Origin of the sequence: Cohnella hashimotonis, from assembly GCF_030014955.1 — a bacterium.
GTDB classification, from domain to species: Bacteria; Bacillota; Bacilli; order Paenibacillales; family Paenibacillaceae; genus Cohnella; species Cohnella hashimotonis.
The window spans coordinates 3,493,839-3,512,212 of record NZ_JAGRPV010000001.1 but is presented as its reverse complement, the minus strand read 5'-3'; the positions used below and the strand labels follow the sequence as shown (position 1 = coordinate 3,512,212).

At 59.6% G+C, this 18,374-nt stretch carries 20 protein-coding genes; 18 read left to right on the top strand and 2 right to left on the bottom strand.

All coding sequences use genetic code 11. The annotated features are described in order from the left end of the window. The first annotated feature begins 140 nt into the window (after positions 1-140). The 13 genes from KB449_RS14115 (at position 141) to KB449_RS14055 (ending at position 13,426) form a co-directional block, all read left to right on the top strand. A complete protein-coding gene (locus KB449_RS14115) occupies positions 141-581 on the top strand; it encodes a GNAT family N-acetyltransferase (protein WP_282908993.1) in 441 nt (146 codons plus the stop codon). A gap of 21 nt (positions 582-602) precedes the next feature. Next, positions 603-1,154, top strand: coding sequence for a hypothetical protein (locus KB449_RS14110; protein WP_282908992.1), 552 nt, complete (start codon positions 603-605; stop codon positions 1,152-1,154). Positions 1,155-1,207: 53 nt separating this feature from the next. Continuing rightward, positions 1,208-1,504, top strand: a complete 297-nt coding sequence (locus KB449_RS14105; protein WP_282908991.1) for an antibiotic biosynthesis monooxygenase family protein — start codon at positions 1,208-1,210, stop codon at positions 1,502-1,504. Between the two features lie 73 nt (positions 1,505-1,577). Continuing rightward, the gene (locus KB449_RS14100) at positions 1,578-2,102 is read left to right on the top strand and encodes a GNAT family N-acetyltransferase (protein ID WP_282908990.1); all 525 of its coding nucleotides are present in this window, start codon (positions 1,578-1,580) and stop codon (positions 2,100-2,102) included. Positions 2,103-2,993: 891 nt separating this feature from the next. Then, on the top strand, positions 2,994-5,063 hold the full coding sequence (locus KB449_RS14095) for a bifunctional aldolase/short-chain dehydrogenase (protein ID WP_282908989.1): 2,070 nt from the start codon (positions 2,994-2,996) through the stop codon (positions 5,061-5,063). 44 nt (positions 5,064-5,107) lie between these two features. Next, positions 5,108-5,479: a sensory rhodopsin transducer gene (locus tag KB449_RS14090; RefSeq protein ID WP_282908988.1), complete on the top strand. Its 372-nt coding sequence runs from the start codon at positions 5,108-5,110 to the stop codon at positions 5,477-5,479. 118 nt (positions 5,480-5,597) lie between these two features. Then, positions 5,598-6,860 carry an L-rhamnose isomerase gene (rhaA, locus tag KB449_RS14085; protein WP_282908987.1) on the top strand — a complete coding sequence of 421 codons (1,263 nt, stop codon included), beginning with the start codon at positions 5,598-5,600 and terminating at the stop codon, positions 6,858-6,860. 29 nt (positions 6,861-6,889) lie between these two features. Further along, on the top strand, positions 6,890-8,359 hold the full coding sequence (locus KB449_RS14080) for a rhamnulokinase (protein WP_282908986.1): 1,470 nt from the start codon (positions 6,890-6,892) through the stop codon (positions 8,357-8,359). 29 nt (positions 8,360-8,388) lie between these two features. Continuing rightward, complete coding sequence (locus KB449_RS14075; protein WP_282908985.1) at positions 8,389-9,159, top strand: DeoR/GlpR family DNA-binding transcription regulator; 771 nt, start codon at positions 8,389-8,391, stop codon at positions 9,157-9,159. Between the two features lie 516 nt (positions 9,160-9,675). Further along, entirely contained in the window at positions 9,676-10,404 is a 729-nt protein-coding gene (locus tag KB449_RS14070; protein ID WP_282908984.1) for a (Fe-S)-binding protein, read from the top strand. Then, positions 10,401-11,918: a LutB/LldF family L-lactate oxidation iron-sulfur protein gene (locus tag KB449_RS14065; RefSeq protein WP_282908983.1), complete on the top strand. Its 1,518-nt coding sequence runs from the start codon at positions 10,401-10,403 to the stop codon at positions 11,916-11,918. The genes KB449_RS14070 and KB449_RS14065 overlap by 4 nt, the downstream gene beginning before the upstream one ends. Continuing rightward, complete coding sequence (locus KB449_RS14060) at positions 11,905-12,666, top strand: LutC/YkgG family protein (RefSeq protein WP_282908982.1); 762 nt, start codon at positions 11,905-11,907, stop codon at positions 12,664-12,666. The genes KB449_RS14065 and KB449_RS14060 overlap by 14 nt, the downstream gene beginning before the upstream one ends. 7 nt (positions 12,667-12,673) lie before the next feature. Next, complete coding sequence (locus KB449_RS14055) at positions 12,674-13,426, top strand: FadR/GntR family transcriptional regulator (protein ID WP_286672403.1); 753 nt, start codon at positions 12,674-12,676, stop codon at positions 13,424-13,426. Between the two features lie 304 nt (positions 13,427-13,730). Here the strand turns inward: KB449_RS14055 and KB449_RS14050 are convergent, their stop codons facing one another. Next, entirely contained in the window at positions 13,731-14,267 is a 537-nt protein-coding gene (locus tag KB449_RS14050; protein ID WP_282908981.1) for a TVP38/TMEM64 family protein, read from the bottom strand. Between the two features lie 256 nt (positions 14,268-14,523). Between KB449_RS14050 and KB449_RS14045 the strand changes: the two genes are divergently transcribed. From KB449_RS14045 to KB449_RS14025, 5 genes are all read left to right on the top strand, one after another. Next, positions 14,524-15,861 (top strand): deoxyguanosinetriphosphate triphosphohydrolase family protein, encoded by a 1,338-nt coding sequence (locus tag KB449_RS14045; RefSeq protein ID WP_434082504.1) that lies wholly within the window; start codon positions 14,524-14,526, stop codon positions 15,859-15,861. An 81-nt stretch (positions 15,862-15,942) separates the two neighbouring features. Next, positions 15,943-16,341 (top strand): MerR family transcriptional regulator, encoded by a 399-nt coding sequence (locus tag KB449_RS14040; RefSeq protein ID WP_282908980.1) that lies wholly within the window; start codon positions 15,943-15,945, stop codon positions 16,339-16,341. Then, complete coding sequence (locus tag KB449_RS14035; RefSeq protein WP_282908979.1) at positions 16,319-16,630, top strand: thioredoxin family protein; 312 nt, start codon at positions 16,319-16,321, stop codon at positions 16,628-16,630. Before KB449_RS14040 ends, KB449_RS14035 begins: the two co-directional genes overlap by 23 nt. Before the next feature lie 268 nt (positions 16,631-16,898). After that, the gene (locus KB449_RS14030; protein WP_282908978.1) at positions 16,899-17,096 is read left to right on the top strand and encodes a cation transporter; all 198 of its coding nucleotides are present in this window, start codon (positions 16,899-16,901) and stop codon (positions 17,094-17,096) included. Positions 17,097-17,426: 330 nt separating this feature from the next. Beyond that, positions 17,427-18,035, top strand: a complete 609-nt coding sequence (locus KB449_RS14025; RefSeq protein WP_282908977.1) for a hypothetical protein — start codon at positions 17,427-17,429, stop codon at positions 18,033-18,035. Positions 18,036-18,045: 10 nt separating this feature from the next. Here the strand turns inward: KB449_RS14025 and KB449_RS14020 are convergent, their stop codons facing one another. Continuing rightward, the gene (locus KB449_RS14020; RefSeq protein WP_282908976.1) at positions 18,046-18,252 is read right to left on the bottom strand and encodes an alpha/beta-type small acid-soluble spore protein; all 207 of its coding nucleotides are present in this window, start codon (positions 18,250-18,252) and stop codon (positions 18,046-18,048) included. Positions 18,253-18,374 lie beyond the last annotated feature (122 nt).

Below are 18,374 nucleotides of genomic sequence, written 5' to 3'. Positions count from 1 at the left end.
GCTATAGGTTTTCTTTATCGTAATCTTGCTGCTGTTTTCGATTCTTGCGGCGTTTTTCGATAAGGAAGGTCGCCTGGTACCAGCCGCATATTTAATGACAATAATTAATGCAATTAAATGAATGAAAAAAGGTGAACCGAATGCTGATTAACGTTAAGGATCGACTTGACCAACGCCCCATTTACGAGCTGCTCGAGCTGTCCGTTTTTCCGGACCCGGATCGTATTGTAAAGGCAATAAACGAATATAAAGAGAACGCCCGGCTTCATATTCAAGGCTACGAAGACAATGGAGAGATCATCGGAATCATCGGATACGAGTCGGATGACGACCGCATCGCCACCATTCGTCACATCGCTGTCCACCCGGATGAGCGGGGGAAGGGATACGGCCGAGGCATGGTGCTTCATCTCATCGACGCTGCAGAACCTGAGCGCATTGAGGCGGAGACCGACGAAGAGGGCGTGAATTTTTACCGGAGCATCGGCTTTACCGTACACAGCTTGGGCGAAAAGTACCCGGGCACCGAGCGCTTCCGCTGCGTGTATGTCGTGTCGCCGGAGGAAGAAGAGGAAGATTAAGCCGGACGGAGTGACGAATGAATGCGAAGCCTGCTCGATCTAATCGGGTATTTGATCTTGCTCGGCGGAACGATCGTCGGATTCGCGAGCAATTCAGTCACGATGGTCGTACTCAGCCTTTTTGGCGGACCCGTCCTGCTCGGTCTGTCGCATCTGATCGGCATCGCGGAAAATGTGCAGGCGCGCTTGCTGGACCTGCCGCCGACGCTTGCGACCGTCCGGAGTCGGATCAGGAATGCGCCGGAATACGCCGTCGATGGCGGCGGAATCGAGATTTATCCTTCGGCTGAAGCCAAATATGAGTGGATCGATTTGAACGGCGACATTTACATACGGTCGCGGGCGTTTAGAAAGTATCTGGAACATGTCGATAACCGATATGCATTCGCGCTGCCGGGCAGCCGTACGGTCGTTCTCCATCGTGCCGAATATTATTCGGGCGGCGCGGCTTTATTTTCGCTGGACGGCCATTCGTATGTCTTGCTTCGCGCGATCGGACTTGCGGCTTCGCTGGAAGAGGATCGTATCGCGCTTCGATCGCTGCAACATGGGGAAGACACCGAAAAATCGTAGGAGAGGCGCTTTGTGCAGCATTTCGTCAGTACCTATTATCGGAGGTGTACAAAATGATTCTGCAATCGTCCATGCTTAAGGTTAAACCGGGCAAGGCCAGCGAATTCGAGAGCTCCTTCCGCAAATCCCAGTCGTTGCTCGCCGGAACGCGAGGGTATATCTCGCATGAACTTCATAAATGCGTGGAACAAGAAGACCGGTACATGCTGCTCGTCCAATGGCAAACCCTCGGCGATCATGCAGTCGGCTTCAAGCATTCGCCGGCACGGGCAGAGTGGGAGTCGTTTTTGCAGGATTATTACGAACGCGAGACGGAGACTGACCATTACGTCCGCATCCGTCTGGAATAAAGTTCTCCCACTATAGGAAAAGAGGAAAATAGAAGAGGGAATAGAAAAGAGGGAATAGAAAAGAGGGAAGCATTTGACGCAGCATGAGGAGCGTCCTTCAAATGAAGATCGTATCGAAATCGCTCGGTTCGAGGACCTGGCGGATATCGTCTCGATCTATAATTCCACGGTCGCGGGCAGGCAGGTGACGGCGGATCTGGAGCCGGTTTCGGTAGAGAGCCGCATCGGCTGGTTCGAAGCGCATCCGCCGGACCGGCATCCGCTCTGGGTGCTGCGCAGGGACGGGCGGGTCGCGGGGTGGCTGAGCTTTTCGGCTTATCATAGCAGGGCGGCATACGATGCGACGGCGGAGCTCAGCGTTTACTTAGCGGAGTGGGCTCGCGGGTCAGGTTTCGGCGGCATGCTTATCCGCCATGCGGTCGCAGCCGCTCCGCCGCTCGGCATCAAGACGCTTGTCGGGCTCGTTTTCGGGCACAACGAACCGAGTCTCCGACTGCTCGGCAAGCACGGCTTCGAGCGCTGGGGCATGCTGCCTCGCGTCGCGGAGCTCGACGGCATCGAGCGGGATCTGGTCATCCTAGGCTTGCGCGTTTGCTAGAACGAGGGAGCGGACATGCGGGCCAGCGACGCTGCGAAGCAGGCCTGAGCGCCGCGGGCTACGACTCCAAAGCGCCGCCAGCGGCGAGCAATAACGGCATGCCGTGCCGCTAGTGCACGACAGCGCCGCTTGCGCTGTGCAATAACGGCATGTCGTGCCGCTAACGCACCAAAATGCCGCCTGCGGCGGGCGATAACGGCACGCCGTGCCGCTAACGCACCAAAATGCCGCCTGCGGCGGGCGATAACGGCACGCCGTGCCGCTAATGTACGACAGCGCCGCTTGCGCTGTGCGATAACGGCACGCCGTGCCGCTAATGCACGACAGCGCCGCTTGCGCTGTGCGATAACGGCATGCCGTGCCGCTAATGCACGACAGCGCCGCTTGCGCTGTGCGATAACGGCATGCCGTGCCGCTAACGCACCAAAATGCCGCCTGCGGCTGGCGATAACGGCACGCCGTGCCGCTAACATACCAAAGTGCCGCCTCCGGTGGGCAATAACGGTATGTAATGCCGTTATCGCATCCAATCGCGTCGTCACCGAGCAATAAAGGCATGCTGTGCCGCTAATGCACCAAAATGTTGCCTGCGGCGAGCAATAACGGCATGCCGTGCAGCTAACGCACCAAAGTGCCGCCTCCGGTGGGCAATAACGGCATGCAATGCCGTTATTGCCCACGCAAACCATTCATGCAGGCTTGCAGCGGTCATGCGTTTGAGTGACGATTGTTCGAGCTGTCCTGCAACGATTATGTTTGATTTCTTTCACTTACATCCTTTCGGCTGAGGATGTTTTTTTGTTTTTATCCGAAAATGCGTATTCAAAAACAAACAAAGATGATATAGTGAAAACAAAAGAAAACAAAACATTTATTCGGAGGTCTCATCTCATGGTTCAAAGCTTGTGGAATTCCTCGGAAGCATCGAAGCAAGAAAACGCGCTGGATCAGCTCGTCTACCGCTCCAACATCATCGGCGCCGATCGCCGCGTCTGCAACTGGGGCGGCGGCAACACATCCGCGAAGACGATCGTGAAGGATTTCCGCGGCCGCGACGTCGAAGTGATGTACGTGAAGGGAAGCGGTTCCGACCTCGCGTCGATGAAGGCCGGCAACTTTACGGGCCTCCGCATGGAAGACATCCGCCCGCTGTTCGAGAAGGATGAGATGCCGGACGAAGAGATGGTCGCCTATCTCGTCAACTGTATGATCGACGTCAAGCACCCGCGCGCCTCGATCGAGACGCTGCTGCACGCGTTCCTGCCGTTCAAGCACGTCGACCATACGCATCCGGATGCGATCATCAGCTTGTGCTGCGCCGACAACGGCAAGGAGCTGGCGAAGGAAATTTTCGGCGATCGCTTCGTATGGGTGCCGTACATCCGTCCGGGCTTCAAGCTGTCCAAAATGATCGCGGAAGGCGTGCTGGCCAACCCGAACGCAGAGCTCGTACTGATGGAAAAGCACGGCCTCGTCACTTGGGGCGAAACGAGCGAGGAAGCTTACGCGCAAACGATCAAGATCATCAGCGAAGCAGAAGCGTTCATCGAGGCGCGCGTTAACGCGGCGACGCTGTTCGGCGGCGTTAAGCACGAAGCGCTCCCGGCCGACGTTCGCCGCAGCATCGCGGCGCAGGTCATGCCGACGATCCGCGGCGCCGTCTCCGACGCCAAGAAGATGATCCTGTCGTTCGACGACGCGGACGACGTGCTGGCATTCGTCGGCGGCGAGCGCTCGCCGAAGCTGTCCCAAGTCGGCGCCGCTTGCCCGGACCACCTCGTGCACACGAAGGTCGTGCCGCTGTTCATCGACTGGACGCCAAACGCGGACGACGTCGAAGGCCTGAAGACGATCCTGAAGGATAGCGTCGCGGCTTACAAGGAGCAATACAAAGCCTACTTCGAGCGCAACAAAAACGAAGGCGACGTTATGTTCGAGCCGGCGCCGCGCGTTATCCTCATCCCGGGCGTAGGCATGATCAACACCGGCAAGAGCTGGGCGATGTCCCAAGTGAGCGGCGCGCTGTACCACCGCGCGATCGCGGTCATGCGCGGCGCGACGGCGCTCGGCGAATTCGTCTCGCTCAGCGAGAACGAATCCTACAACGTCGAGTATTGGCCGCTCGAGCTTTACAAGCTGACGCTGGCGCCGGCAGAAGCCGAATTCTCGCGCAAGGTGGCGTTCATCACTGGCGGCGCGGGCGGCATCGGCAGCGAGACGGCGCGCCGCCTCGTATCCGAAGGCGCGCACGTCGTGCTGGCGGATCTCAACCTTGAAGGCGCCGAGAAGATCGCGGCCGAGATCAACGCCCGCTATGGCGACAACCGCGCGATCGCGGTCAAGATGGACGTGACGAACGAAGAGGCGGTTCAAGCGGCTTACGCGGCTACCGCGCTTGCCTACGGCGGCGTCGACATCATCGTCAACAACGCGGGTCTCGCGACCTCCAGCCCGTTCGAAGAAACGTCGCTAAAGGAATGGAACCTGAACATGAACGTGCTCGGCACCGGCTATTTCCTGGTCGCCCGCGAAGCGTTCAAGCTGATGAAGGCGCAAGCGGTCGGCGGCAGCATGGTGTTCATCGGCTCCAAGAACTCCGTTTATGCCGGCAAAAACGCCACCGCCTACAGCGCGGCCAAGGCGCTTGAAGCTCATCTGGCGCGCTGCATCGCGGCCGAAGGCGGAGAGCACGGCATCCGCGTCAACACGATTCTGCCCGACGCGATTCTGCAAGGCTCCGCGATTTGGAACGGCAGCTGGCGCAACGAGCGCGCTGCGGCTTACGGCATCGAGCCGGACCAGCTCGAGGAGTACTACCGCAAGCGCACGACGCTGCTCGTCAACATCTACCCGCGCGACATCGCGGAAGGCGTAGCGTTCTTCGCTTCCTCGAAGGCCGAAAAGACGACGGGCTGCATGCTCACGATCGACGGCGGCGTACCGGCCGCATTCACGCGCTAATCGCCCGCTTGGCGGTTCAATAGCCGACGAAGGAGGATTCGCGCATGCCCCAAGCGACTGGCGAAAAACGCTGGTTTATACCGGACGCCTATATTCCCGAGCACAGCGCAGGCCAGCTTACAAGCCATGAATCGGTATGCGTGCTGAATACCGCATCCGACGACGCGCTGCTCCAGTTCACCATTTATTTCGAGGACCGCGATCCGATCGAGGACATTCTGGTCGTCGTGCCGGCACGGCGCACGCGTCATATTCGTACATCTTCGCTGGCCAAGGACGGCAAGAGCATTCCGCCCGGCGTGCCGTACGCGATCGAAGTACGCAGCGACATCAAGGTCATCGTGCAATACAGCCGGCTCGACGCGACCCAAGCGGAAAACGCGCTCATGTCGGTCATGGCGTTCCCGATTCACTAATATCACGTACCGACAACGATAAAACGCACGTACCGACAACGATAAAACGATTGAAAGCCAGAGCGGCGCGGCGCACGACCCGCGTCGCTCGCCTGGCTTATACAAGGAGGAGAACCTTTTGCCATCCAACGAAACGACCAAGCAATACGAAGCGGCCAAAGCCCAATACGCGGCTCACGGCATCGACGTCGACGCGGCGCTCAAGAAGCTGTCCGAGATCAAAATTTCCATGCACTGCTGGCAGGGCGACGACGTGCGCGGTTTCCTGAATCGCGACCAGGACCTGACTGGCGGCATCGCGGTTACTGGCAACTATCCGGGTGCGGCGCGCACGCCTGACGAGCTTCGGGCGGATCTGGAAAAAGCGTTCTCGCTCATTCCGGGCAAACACAAGGTGAACCTGCATGCCATCTATGCGGACACCGACGAAAAAGTCGATCTCGACGCGATCGAGCCCCGTCACTACGAGCGTTGGGTCGAGTGGGCGAAGGCGCAGGGACTCGGACTCGATTTCAATCCGACCTGCTTCTCCCACGAGAACTCCAAGGACGGCTTCACGCTCAGCCATGCCGATCCGAAGGTCCGCGATTTTTGGATCGAGCACTGCAAGCGCTCCCGTCGCGTCGGCGCCTACTTCGGCGAACAGCTCGGACAGACGTGCGTCACGAACGTTTGGGTGCCGGACGGCTTCAAGGACAATCCGGTAGATCGTCTCGCGCCGCGCAAGCGTCTGAAGGATGCGCTCGACGAAGTGTTCGCGGAGGAGCTGAACCCGGCCCACAACCTCGACGCCGTCGAGAGCAAGGTGTTCGGACTCGGCGCGGAAGCGTACACGGTCGGTTCGCATGAGTTCTACATGGGCTACGGCCTGCAAAACAACAAACTGATCTGCCTCGATGCCGGCCACTTCCATCCGACGGAGGTCATCTCCGGCAAGCTGTCCTCGCTGTCGCTGTTCGCCGAAGGCATGCTGCTGCACGTGAGCCGTCCGGTTCGCTGGGACAGCGACCATGTCGTCATTCTCGACGACGAGCTGTACGAGATCGGCAAGGAGCTCGTCCGCGGCGATTTGCTCGGCAAGACGCATATCGGCCTCGACTTCTTCGACGCCAGCATCAACCGCGTCGCTGCCTGGGTCATCGGTACACGCAACACGATCAAGGCGCTGCTCCAGGCGCTGCTCGAGCCGACCGACCTGCTTCGCAAAGCCGAGCTTGAAGGCGACTACACCTCCCGCCTCGCGCTGACCGAAGAGTTCAAGACGTATCCGCTGGGCGCGATCTGGGACTACTACTGCGAATCGCAGGGCGTGCCGGTCCGCGAGCGTTGGCTCGAAGAGGTCAAGTCGTACGAACGCGACGTGCTTGCCGCTCGCGGCTAAGCAAGGATAGATACTGGAGGTAGCTGAAGATGGCCGACATATTGGCTTACGATCTGGGAGCGAGCAGCGGCCGGGCGCTGCTCGGCAGGCTGAAGGACGGCCGGATCGAGACGGAGGAACTCCACCGGTTCCCGAACGACCCGGTCCAGGTCGGCGGCAGGCTGCACTGGGACATTCTGCGGCTGCTGCACGAGATGAAGCAGGCGCTTCTGAAGGCCAAGCAGCGAGGCGCCCTGATCCAGAGCATCGGCATCGACTCCTGGGCTGTCGATTTCGGTTTCGTCGGCGAGAACGGCGAGCTGCTCGGCAATCCGTATCATTACAGGGACAGTCATACGGCAGGCATCATGCCCGCGCTGTTCGCGGAAATCCCCGAGTCGGAGTTGTTCGGCAGAACCGGCATTCAGTTTCAGCCGTTCAACTCGATTTTTCAGCTGTACGCGCTGAAGACCGCCGGCAATCCGCTCCTGCGCGAAGCCAAGCGTTTCCTGATGATCCCGGATCTGCTGCGCTATTTTCTCACTGGAGAGATGCACGCAGAATTCACGAACGCCACGACGACCCAGCTGTTCAGCGCGACGGCGAAGGATTGGGACAGAGAGGTGCTCGCGAAACTGGGCATCCCGGCCGAATGGTTCGGTCCGGTTCTCTCGTCGGGAGACCGGGCGGGTGCGCTCAGTGAAGCGGTGACCGAGGAGCTAGGCGTGTCGGCGATACCGGTCTACGCGGTCGCCGAGCACGACACCGGCTCGGCGGTCGTCGCTGTACCCGCGCTTGACGAGCATTTCGCCTATCTCAGCTGCGGAACGTGGTCGCTGATCGGCACGGAAGTGACCGAGCCGGTGCTTACGGACCGCGCGCGGGAGCTGAACTTCACGAACGAAGGCGGCGCTTACGGAACGTACAGGCTGCTTAAAAACATTATGGGTCTGTGGATCGTCAACGAATCCCGCAGAGCCTGGGAACGGCAGGGCAGCGCTTATTCGTTCCCCGAGCTGGTCGCCATGGCCGAGGAGGCGCCTGCGTTCGCCGTCTTTATCGATCCGGACGACGAGCTCTTCCTCCCGCCGGGAGACATGCCGGGCCGAATCGCCGAATACTGCCGCCGTACCGGTCAGCAGCCGCCGACGGGCGTCGGCGAGACGATGCGTTGCATTCTCGAGAGCCTCTCGCTCAAGTACAGGTATGCGCTCGAACGGGTCGAGGAACTGTCCGGCATACGCTACGGCGGCCTTCATATGGTCGGCGGCGGCATTCAGAATACGCTGCTCTGCCGCTGGACCGCTTCCGCCATCGGCAAGCCGGTCTGGGCCGGTCCGGCCGAAGGCAGCGCGATCGGCAATCTCGCGGTCCAGTGGATTGCGTCAGGCGAGCTATCCGACCTGCGCGAAGCGCGCAAGGTCATTCGCGATTCGTTCGACGTCGCGACCTACGAGCCCGAGGACGCGCAAATATGGGAAGACGCTTACGGAAAATTCTTGCGGACAACGTCGCTATAGAAGTAGGATAGAGGAAAGGAGGACGCCGAATGCTCGTCGCGGAACGTTATGAAAAAATCGTGGAGCTCGTTAACGAACGCGGCAGCATCCGCGTGTCCGAGCTGTCCGAGCAATGCGGCGTCACCGAGGAGACGATTCGCCGCGATCTCGACCGGCTGGAGCAGGCCGGGCGGCTGCGGCGGTCGCACGGCGGCGCCGTAAGCGTCAAAGATCTGGACGTGCAGGCGCAGCCCGAGACGCCTTACTCCGAGCGGGAGATCATCCGCGCGGACGACAAGCGGCGCATCGCCATCGAGGCGATCAAGCTCATCTCGCCCAAGGACCGGATCTTGCTGGACGCGAGCTCCACGGCATGGTACATGGCGCGGGAGATGCCGGATATCCCGCTCACCGTGCTGACCAACTCGATCAAGGTCGCGCTCGAGCTTTCCGGCAAGGAGAAGATCGAGGTCATCTCGACGGGCGGTCAGCTCGCGCGCAGGTCGCTGTCGTACGTCGGACCGCTCGCCGAGCGCTCGCTCGACGCCTATCACGTTGACAAGCTGTTCCTCTCGTGCAAGGGCGTCCACCTCGAGCGGGGGATCAGCGAGTCCAACGAGCTGCAGGCGCGCATCAAGCACAAGATGATCGGCATGGCCGATAGCGTGCACGTGCTGGCCGATTCGAGTAAATTCGGCGTGCAGGCATTCACGCACGTGTCCGACTTGGCCGAGGTCGACCGGATCGTCACAGACAAGCGCTTGCCGGGCGAGATCGTGCGCGAGCTCGAGTCCCGCGGCATCGCCGTGAGCATCGCCTAGCGTTCTGTGCGGGGCCGTGCCGTATGCAAGCGGAGGGCGCCGAACGTCGGAGAGAGCATGTTCATGGCGATTCAAGCATCATTAATCGCGATCCATGAGTGATTGATGCAGCTGCAAGCGCATGCCGATTGTTGTAATCTTCCGAGTAGTAACTGCAATTTTACATTTATTTTTAGATAAACGACTCGTTTTTGGATAGATAACTGCAAAAATACATCTAGTTTGAGAAAAGAGGGCAGTTTTTGCTCATCATTTTCGATTTAGCTGTATAATTGCAGGTATCCATCCGGCCGACCGAATCGCATCACCGATAAATGTACATTTGCAGTTATTGGCTGAAGGGTTTGCCGAGTACTTCGCGCAACCAAGCGCAACAAGCACAACAAGCGCAGCTCGCACGATGATCTATCATTTGTCTTGCCCGTTTTATGGCGCAGACTCGTCTGCGCTTTTCCTGTCATCAACTTGTCTGACAACCTGACATATTCTAATCGAAAACGCGGAGGTGTCACGCATATGAAGGTCTCTTTGTTCATCACCTGTCTCGGAGACGCCATCTATCCGCGCGTCGGCGAGGCGATGGTCCGGGTGCTCGCGCAGTACGGCGTGTCGCTCGAATTCCCCCGGCTGCAGACCTGCTGCGGCCAGCCCGCCTTCAACAGCGGCTATTGGCAGGAGGCGCGCGCCAGCGCCAAGACGATTCTCGACGCGTTCGAAGACAGCGACTTCGTCATCTCGCCGTCCGGCTCCTGCACGGGCATGATCCATCATTATCCGAAGCTGTTCGAATCGGATCCGGTCCAGCTCGCGCGGGCGGAGCGACTTAGAGACAAGTCGTACGAATTCACCCAGTTTCTTGTCAACGTGCTCGGCGTGACGGACGTCGGGGCGCATTTCCCGCACAAGGTGACCTATCATCCGTCCTGCCACGGCACGCGGCTGCTCGGCGTCAAAAACGAGCCGATGGCGCTCATGTCGAACGTACGCGGTCTCGAGTTCGTGCCGCTGCCGTTCGCGGAGGACTGCTGCGGGTTCGGGGGCACGTTTGCGGTCAAAATGGCGGACATTTCCGGGGCAATGGTGTCGGAGAAGGTCGATCATGTTAAGGAAACCGAGGCGGAGGTGCTGGTCGGACTCGACATGGCCTGCCTCATGAACATCGCGGGCAACCTGCGTTATCGCGGCGAACAAGTGCGGGTCATGCACCTGGCAGAGGTGCTGGCGGAAGGAGCGGGTCTGGCATGAGCGCGCAAAAAAGCAAAGCGACGGTCAAGGAGCGGGCGAATCTGGCGCTGAACGACGAGTTTCTCGTCAAGGCGGTCAAGTTCACGACCGAGCGGCTTCGCAACGGGAAAAAAAATGCCTCGGCGGAGCATGGGAATTGGGATGAATGGCGGGAGCGGGGGCGGCAAATCCGGCTGCATACGATCGCCCATCTCGACTATTATTTGAACTTGTTCGTCGAGAACGCGCGGGCGAACGGCGTTCATGTGCACTTCGCCGACAAGGGCGAGGACGCGGTCGCCATCGCCATGGACATCGCGCAGCGCAAGGCGGCCAAGACGGTTGTCAAGTCGAAGTCGATGGTATCCGAGGAGCTGCACCTGAATCACGCGCTCGAGCAGATCGGCGTCGAGGCGATCGAGACCGACCTTGGCGAGTACATCATCCAGCTGGCGGGCGAGATGCCCTCCCACATCGTGATCCCGGCGATTCACAAAAACCGGTACCAGATCGCCGATCTGCTCTCCGAGGTGGCGGGCGAAAAGCTGGAGGCGGATACGACGGTGCTCGCGGGTTTCGTGCGCAAGAAGCTGCGCGAGAAATTTCTCGAGGCGGACATCGGAATGACCGGCTGCAACTTTGCGATCGCGGAGACCGGTTCGATGGTGCTCTTCGAAAACGAAGGCAACGCGCGCATGGTCACGACGGTACCGAAGACGCAGATCACGCTGATGGGCATGGAACGCATCATTCCTTCGTTCGAGGATCTCGAGGTGATGGCGACGCTGCTGCCGCGCTCCGCGACCGGCCAGAAGCTGACGATGTACATGTCGGCGATTACCGGTCCCAAGCGGACGGCCGACGCGGACGGTCCCGAGGAGATGCACATCATCATCGTCGACAACGGGCGTTCGCTGCAGCTTGGCGATCCCGAGTTCCAGGAGCTGCTCAACTGCATTCGCTGCGGGGCCTGCCTGAACGCCTGCCCTGTGTACCGGCATATCGGCGGTCATGCCTACGGCAGCACGTACAGCGGCCCGATCGGCGCGGTGCTCACGCCTGCGCTCAACAAAAACGTCGCCGAGTGGGACGACATCGCCAATGCGTCGAGCCTGTGCGGCGCCTGCTACGAGGCGTGCCCGGTCAAAATTCCGCTGCACGAGATGCTTATCTACTTGCGACGCCGCAAGGTGGAGACAGGCAATGGCAAGACGATCGAGACGGCTGGCATGAAGGGCTTTGCCGCACTGACCGGCTCGAGCGCGGCGATGAAGGCGGCGCTCGCGATCGGCAAGATCGGCCAGCGCCTCGTCGTCCGCGGCGGAGAGATCCGCACGAAGCTGGGGCCATTGAAGGGCTGGAACAGCTACCGGGTGACGCCGAGCCTGCCAAGACGCTCTTTCCGCGACCGCTGGGAGAAGCTCGACCGCGAGGTAGACGCCAACCGGCCGCAGATGGCGCCGGACATGAAACGCAGAATGGAACAGATCGTCAAGGAGCGTGGACAAGGAGGCGGCGGACATGGCGGACATTAAGCGGCAGGCGGGTTTGGCAGGCGGAGAAGCAGAGCACGCGGCTTGGCTGGCGGAAATGGAGCGCGCCTCCCGGGCCAAGCAGGAGACGTTCATGAACGGCATCGCCGCGAGGCTTCGCCATCCGCGGACGACATCGAAGCCGGTGCAGCCGGTGCGGGGCGCGCCGGATTTCTGGCGGGCGTTCGACTGGACGCCGGAGGAACGCGTCGAACGCTTCGAAGCGAACTGGCGGAGCGTCGGCGGGCATACTACGCGCGCGAAGGATCTGGCCGAAGCCGGCCGCTTTATCGCCGAGCGGGCGCAGGAGCTTAGCGCGCGCATCATCGTGCGGCAGGACCAGGCCGAGCTGGCGAAGCTCGACCTGGAGGCATCCGTGCCGGAAGCCGAGGTGTCGGTCTGGAACGCGGATGACGATGTCGCCTGGAAAGCGCGGGCGGCCGAAGCGGATATCGGCGTCGTCATCGCCGATCAGGCGCTTGCCTATACAGGCACGGTTGTCGTCCGTTCGGCGGCGAATAAGGGCCGTTCGGTTTCGCTGCTGCCGACCGTGTTGTTCATCTTGATTCCGGTCGAACGGCTCGGCACCAGGCTCGGCGAAGCGCTTATCCCGATGGACGAGGGCGGGCGCGAAGCGCTGCCGGCCGGCGTTCATTTCATCACGGGGCCGAGCCGGTCCTCGGACATCGAGAACGACCTGACGATCGGCGTGCATGGTCCCGGCGTCGTCTACGCAGTAATCGTCGGCTAAAGCGAAGCTGTTCAAGGAGGCGAGACCGATCGAAGCGAAGCGACTGACCAAACGCAACCATTACGAAGAAATCGCGATGCAGATTCGCCGCCAGATCGAGGACGGACGGCTAAGGCCCGGAGACAAGCTTCCGTCGACGCGGGAGATCTCCGAGCAGTTCGGCGTCGGTCGGTCGACGACGCGCGAAGCGCTCAGCGCCCTGAAGGCGATGGGGCTCATCGACATCCGCCAGGGCGGCGGCTGCAGGGTCGCAGCCGCTCCGTCGCCCGGAACTTCGCCAATGGGCGCGGCCGGTCTCGAGCCTCCCGAGCTGTTGTCCTTACGGGACGACCGCAAGACACTGCTCGAGCTGCTCGAGGTGCGGCAGACGCTTGAAGTATCGATCGCCTCGATCGCTGCGTCGAAGCGCACGGCAGAGGACCTGGCCGCGCTGCGCGCACTTCAGGTCGAGATGGAGGCCGCCATCGGCGACGATATCGAAGGAGAGAGGACCGATCTCAAATTTCATCTGCTGCTCGCCAAAGCGACGCGCAACGAGATCATGATCTCGCTGTTCGCGTCCATCACGGGCCAGATGGAACGGGCGATCCGCGATATCCGCCGGGTCGAGCTGTACGCGAACCGCTCCGTCGCGCGCCGGCTGTTCGAGGAACACTCGGCGATCCTCGACGCCGTGGCGGAACAGGAGCCGCTGGCGGCATCGCTGCGGATGAACGAGCATCTTGCGCATGTGGAGCGAATGCTGCTGCGACATCTGTGAGACTGCATTTCCCGCAAGAAAAGGACGAAGCGCCTATGCTTCGTCCTTTTCTTGCGGGAAATTGAAACATCCAGTATCAATTCCGGATGCAGCCCGGCATCGCCCGTGCTTTGTTCCTAGCAGAGAACAATTCCGGTCGCCTGACTACCGCCCGCCGCGCTTTGTTCCTAGCCAAGAACAAACGCAACGCCCGATCGCCGCTCATCGATGTTTGTTCCTGATCGAGAACAATCCCGTATCACAAAACAAATCCCCGCGCCAAGTCCAAAACTCCATGCCGTTTCTCTCGCCTAGTCGGACTAAGTTAGCCCAATAAGTAACCCAGCAGCTTCTCCCCCGCGAACGCATAGACGGCCATCATCGGCAGCTTGCCGAGCGCGGTGCCGGCGATATAGGGCAGCGGCCGGATGCCGGCTGCTGCCGCGTACAGGTTCACGAGCGGCTGCGGCAGAAACGGCACGAGCCGTGCCGCAAAAACGAACCAGAACGGCCGCCGGCCCAGCCGATCGGCGAACGCCTTCAGCCTCGGACTGCGGTTCAGCCAGCCTTCCGCGGCGTCCGCGAGGAACAGTCGCGCATAGAAATACATAAGCAATGCCGCAACGGTCGCGCCGAACCAGCTGATGAGCGCGCCTCCCGGCGCGCCGTAAGCGTAAGCGGCGAGAGCGATGAATAGCTTGTATGGCAAAACGGGAAACAATGCGAGCGCCACCGCCAGCAGCAGCATCGTCCACAACGATCCGGAGCCGCTCTGCATCCAGGCGAGCAGCTCATCCTTGTATAGCCAAAATCCCCATACGATAAGGCCGTATATGACGATTGCCCATCCGATTTTTTTCATAGCTGCACCTTTCGCCGCCGAAACGCCGTTATTACTCCCTATCGCGCTGTCCTCCGGCTTTCTTTCACCGATATTCGCTTTAATCAGACTACCGCATACCGACATCTGTCCGCAACAGCCTCCGATCCGGCAGACAAGCTGTCGCAAAGCTTACATCGGGCTTGCTTCATCTGCAGTTGGCGCATATACTATATCCCAATATCAACGCCGGTTGGACCAAGATCAGCCGTTCAGACCGTAGAGGAGCAAGTGACCGATGACCCTGCAAAAAGGACAAACGAATCTCCGTAAAATGAGACTGTTCGATACCGAAAACATACATTCCGGCGATGACCGCGACGAATACGAAAAGGATTACGCGCGGCTTATTCAATCTCCGTCGTTCAGGCGACTGCAGGGCAAATCGCAAGTGTTCGGCGCGGGCAGCGGGGACTATTACCGAACGCGTCTGACGCATTCCATCGAAGTGTCGCAGATCGCTCGCGAGGTGGCCCGCCGTCTTGGCAAGCAGTACGAGTTGCTGAGCAGAAGAGAGCATCCCGGACTTATGATCGATCCCGAGGTCGTCGAGGTGGCTGCGCTCGCGCACGATCTCGGACATCCGCCGTTCGGCCACAAGGGCGAAGAGGTGCTGAACGACTTGCTGACGGAGGAGTTCGGACTTAAATACGAGGGGAACGCGCAAAATTTCCGGATTCTGATGTTCCTCGAAAAGCGAGCCGGCAGCGACAGCGGACTCGATCTAAGCGCATCGGTGCTGCTCGGCATCAATAAATACCCGTACAATCTCGACGAACCCGGACGTCTGAAGGGCGTCTATCATATGGAATGGGAAGGCATCCGCTATCTGCGCGACCTGTGGGGCATGCCCGAAGGCTGCGCGACGCTCGAAGCCCAGCTCATGGACTTATGCGACGATATCGCCTATTCGACGCACGATCTGGAGGACGGTATCCGCGCAGGCAAAATACCGATGAGCCGCACGCTTTTCGAGGACGAGCGCATCGTGGCGGCGCTTATTCAGGAAATCAAGGACGATCCCGGCAATCACAGCATGAACTGGGAGCAGATCGATCTGCCGTCGATGGTACGCAAGGTACTGAGCGGTTACCTGGAGCAGTGGGAGCAGATTTACATCGACTGCGGGGGCGAGCCTTCCCGGGCGAGACGCGAGATGAAGGCGCGCTGGGTGCGTAAGTTCGCCAATCAGGTCGGCATTTTGGACGATCCGGCAAAGGGTTGGAAACAAGTGACGTTTATTCGCGACGGCGCGCAGGACATTGAGCTGCTGCGGACGATGGAGATATTGAAGAAGCTCGCCTGGGTGACGCTGATCAAGGATTTCCGCGTACAGCGGCTGCACAAGCGCAGCGAGGTCATGATACGCAGGCTGTGGAGCAGCTTCAAGGAATACGAGACGGGCAAGCTGATCATTCCGCCGGACTGGCACGAGAGCTTTGAGCAGCACAGAGGACGATGGCAATGGGAGCGCCTAGTGGCGGATTATTTGTCGGGCATGACGGACGCCTATGCGGAAAAGGTTTATGCCGAGTTTTTCGCCAGTCGCTCGGGGTCCATTTACGAACGCGACTGATCTCGCCGTGTTGCCGCTTGACCCTGACATTAATGGCAGGGTGTATGCTGGAGCAAGCCGGGAAGGAAGGAGGCGGTCTTGATGAAAATCGGCGAGCTGTCGCGCAGGACGGGCGCGAGCATCCGGTCCCTGCGTTATTATGAAGCGCAGGGGCTGATCGCGCCGCTGCGCGAGTCGAACGGCTACCGCGAATTTTCGCCGCTGGCCGAGGAGCAGGTGCGAACGATCCGATTTTATTTGCAGCTGGGACTGACCACGGAGCAGATCGCGGGCTTTTTGAACTGCGTGCTCAGCCGGCCGGAGACGTTCTGCACCGAGGTGCTGCCGGTATACGAGAGCAAGCTGTCGGACATCGAAGCGCAGATCGCGCAGCTGACGCGCATTCGCGACAATCTGGTCGACCGCATCTCCTCCTTCCGGGGCGAATCCGAGCAGGGCGAAGGAGAGTCGATTCGAGATGAGGGAAGCGAGCGACATTGATTTTGAAAATGCGGTAAAGCCTACGGGCGTGACGCTGGTGGACTTCGGGGCGACGTGGTGCCCGCCGTGTAAGGCTCTGCTGCCGATTATCGAGACGTTGGCGGAGGAATACGGCGAGCGGGTATCCGTCGTGAAGGTCGATACGGACGAATCGCCCGAGACGGCTTCGATATTCGGCGTGATGTCCAATCCGACCGTCATCGTGTTTAACGACGGCGCGCCGGTCGAGAAGCTTGTCGGTCTCCGCCCGATCGAGGTGTACAGGACGGCGCTGAACCGGTACGTTTGAACGGTGAATTCGGCAAAACAGCCTTCAAGTCCGAGCAAGTCGGCTTGAGGGCTGTTGGCGTTAAACGTAATGGAGCAGGATGGGACGGTCATGACAATCGAAAAAGCAAGCGAGGCTGTCGATAGGTGCCAATAGCCGCCAATAGCTGCCGATAAGAGCGAATAGTCCGTATCCGTTTCGGCTGATCGATCCCATTCAATTTTAGCTTTACATACCCTACAGGGGTATATTATATTAGGATTATCAAAGATGCTGAGGAGGTTACAATATGAATGCCACTTTAAAGGTAGAAGGCATGTCCTGCGGGCACTGCGTCAATAGCGTGGAGGGCGCGCTTAAGAAATTGGGAGCCGAGGCCAAGGTCGATCTGGCGGCCGGTTCAGTAGCCATCAGCTATGACGAGAGCAAGCTGGGACTCGCGGATCTGAAGTCGGCGATCGAGGATCAAGGCTATGAGGTCGTATAACGAGGATCATTTTTGAGATACTTTTGCGAGGGGTTTCCCACAAGTCTAATTAAGTTGAAGCAAATTAATTAGAGTAAAAAACTGAAACGCCGCCGAGATAGCCAACCGGGACGAAGCAGAGACAGTTTCTGTTTTGTCCCGTTTTTGTTCTTAATGTGTTCTTACAACTCCCCGGCTCGATTTTGCAACAAGCGGACCGTGCATCTTCTTCCTCGCTTCGCGATCGCTTCCGCCATTAATCTTATACCGGCGGCACGTCCGGCTTACCGATATCGCTCGGTTTCCTTTGGCTTCGGGTCGCACGGCACTTCAGTTGGCGAACAATACCAAGTGCGTTCCGGAAATGGCGTCTATGTATCTCGTCGCACGCTTTCCGACGATCTTGCCGAGCTTTTTTTCAGGCCCGTTCCTTCCATCGCCGCCAGCCGCAGCGAAGTAACGCTCTACAGTGTCACTTGGCGGGACCTCGCCGTCAATCGTGGCGAAGAGACGCTATACAGCATCTCCTGCCGGGACCTCGCAGCCAGTTGCAGCGAAGTAACGCTCTACAGCGTCACTTGGCGGGATCTCGCCGTCAATCGAGGCGAAGAGACGCTCCACGGCGTCTCTTGGCGGGACCTCGCCGTCAATCGAGGCGAAGAGACGCTCCACGGCGTCTCTTGGCGGGACCTCGCCGCCAGCCGCAGCGAAGTAACGCTCTGCAGCGTCTCCCGCCGGAGCCTCGCCGCAACCCGCGACAAAGAGACGCTCCACGGCGTCTCTTGGCGGGACCTCGCCGTCAATCGAGGCGAAGAGACGCTCCACAGCGTCTCTTGGCGGGACCTCGCCGCCAGCCGCAGCGAAGTAACGCTCTGCAGCGTCTCCCGCTGGAGCCTCGCCGCAACCCGCGGCAAAGAGACGCTTCACAGCGCCTCTTTTATACATGAGGAGAGCGCCTGAGCTGGGATTTTCAGAATCTGCCGCCCAGCTGCTGCTCCGCCATCTGCACGAGTCGCTTCGTGATGTTGCCGCCGATCTGTCCGGCTTCGCGCGTCAGCATATTGCCGTAGTAGCCGTCCTGCGGAATATGGATGCCCAGTTCCTGCGCGATTTCGAATTTGAGTTGTTCGAGCGCGGCACGGCATTCCGGTACGACGAGTTGATTGCTTCTGGCCATGTCTATCACCTCCGTTGATGGAGGTTATTATATCGATTGGCAGTTCCTTCTATACAGGTGCGGCAGGCATTTAAGGATACAAATTGTTTCACGTGAAGCAACATTTTATGTCATTAATCGAC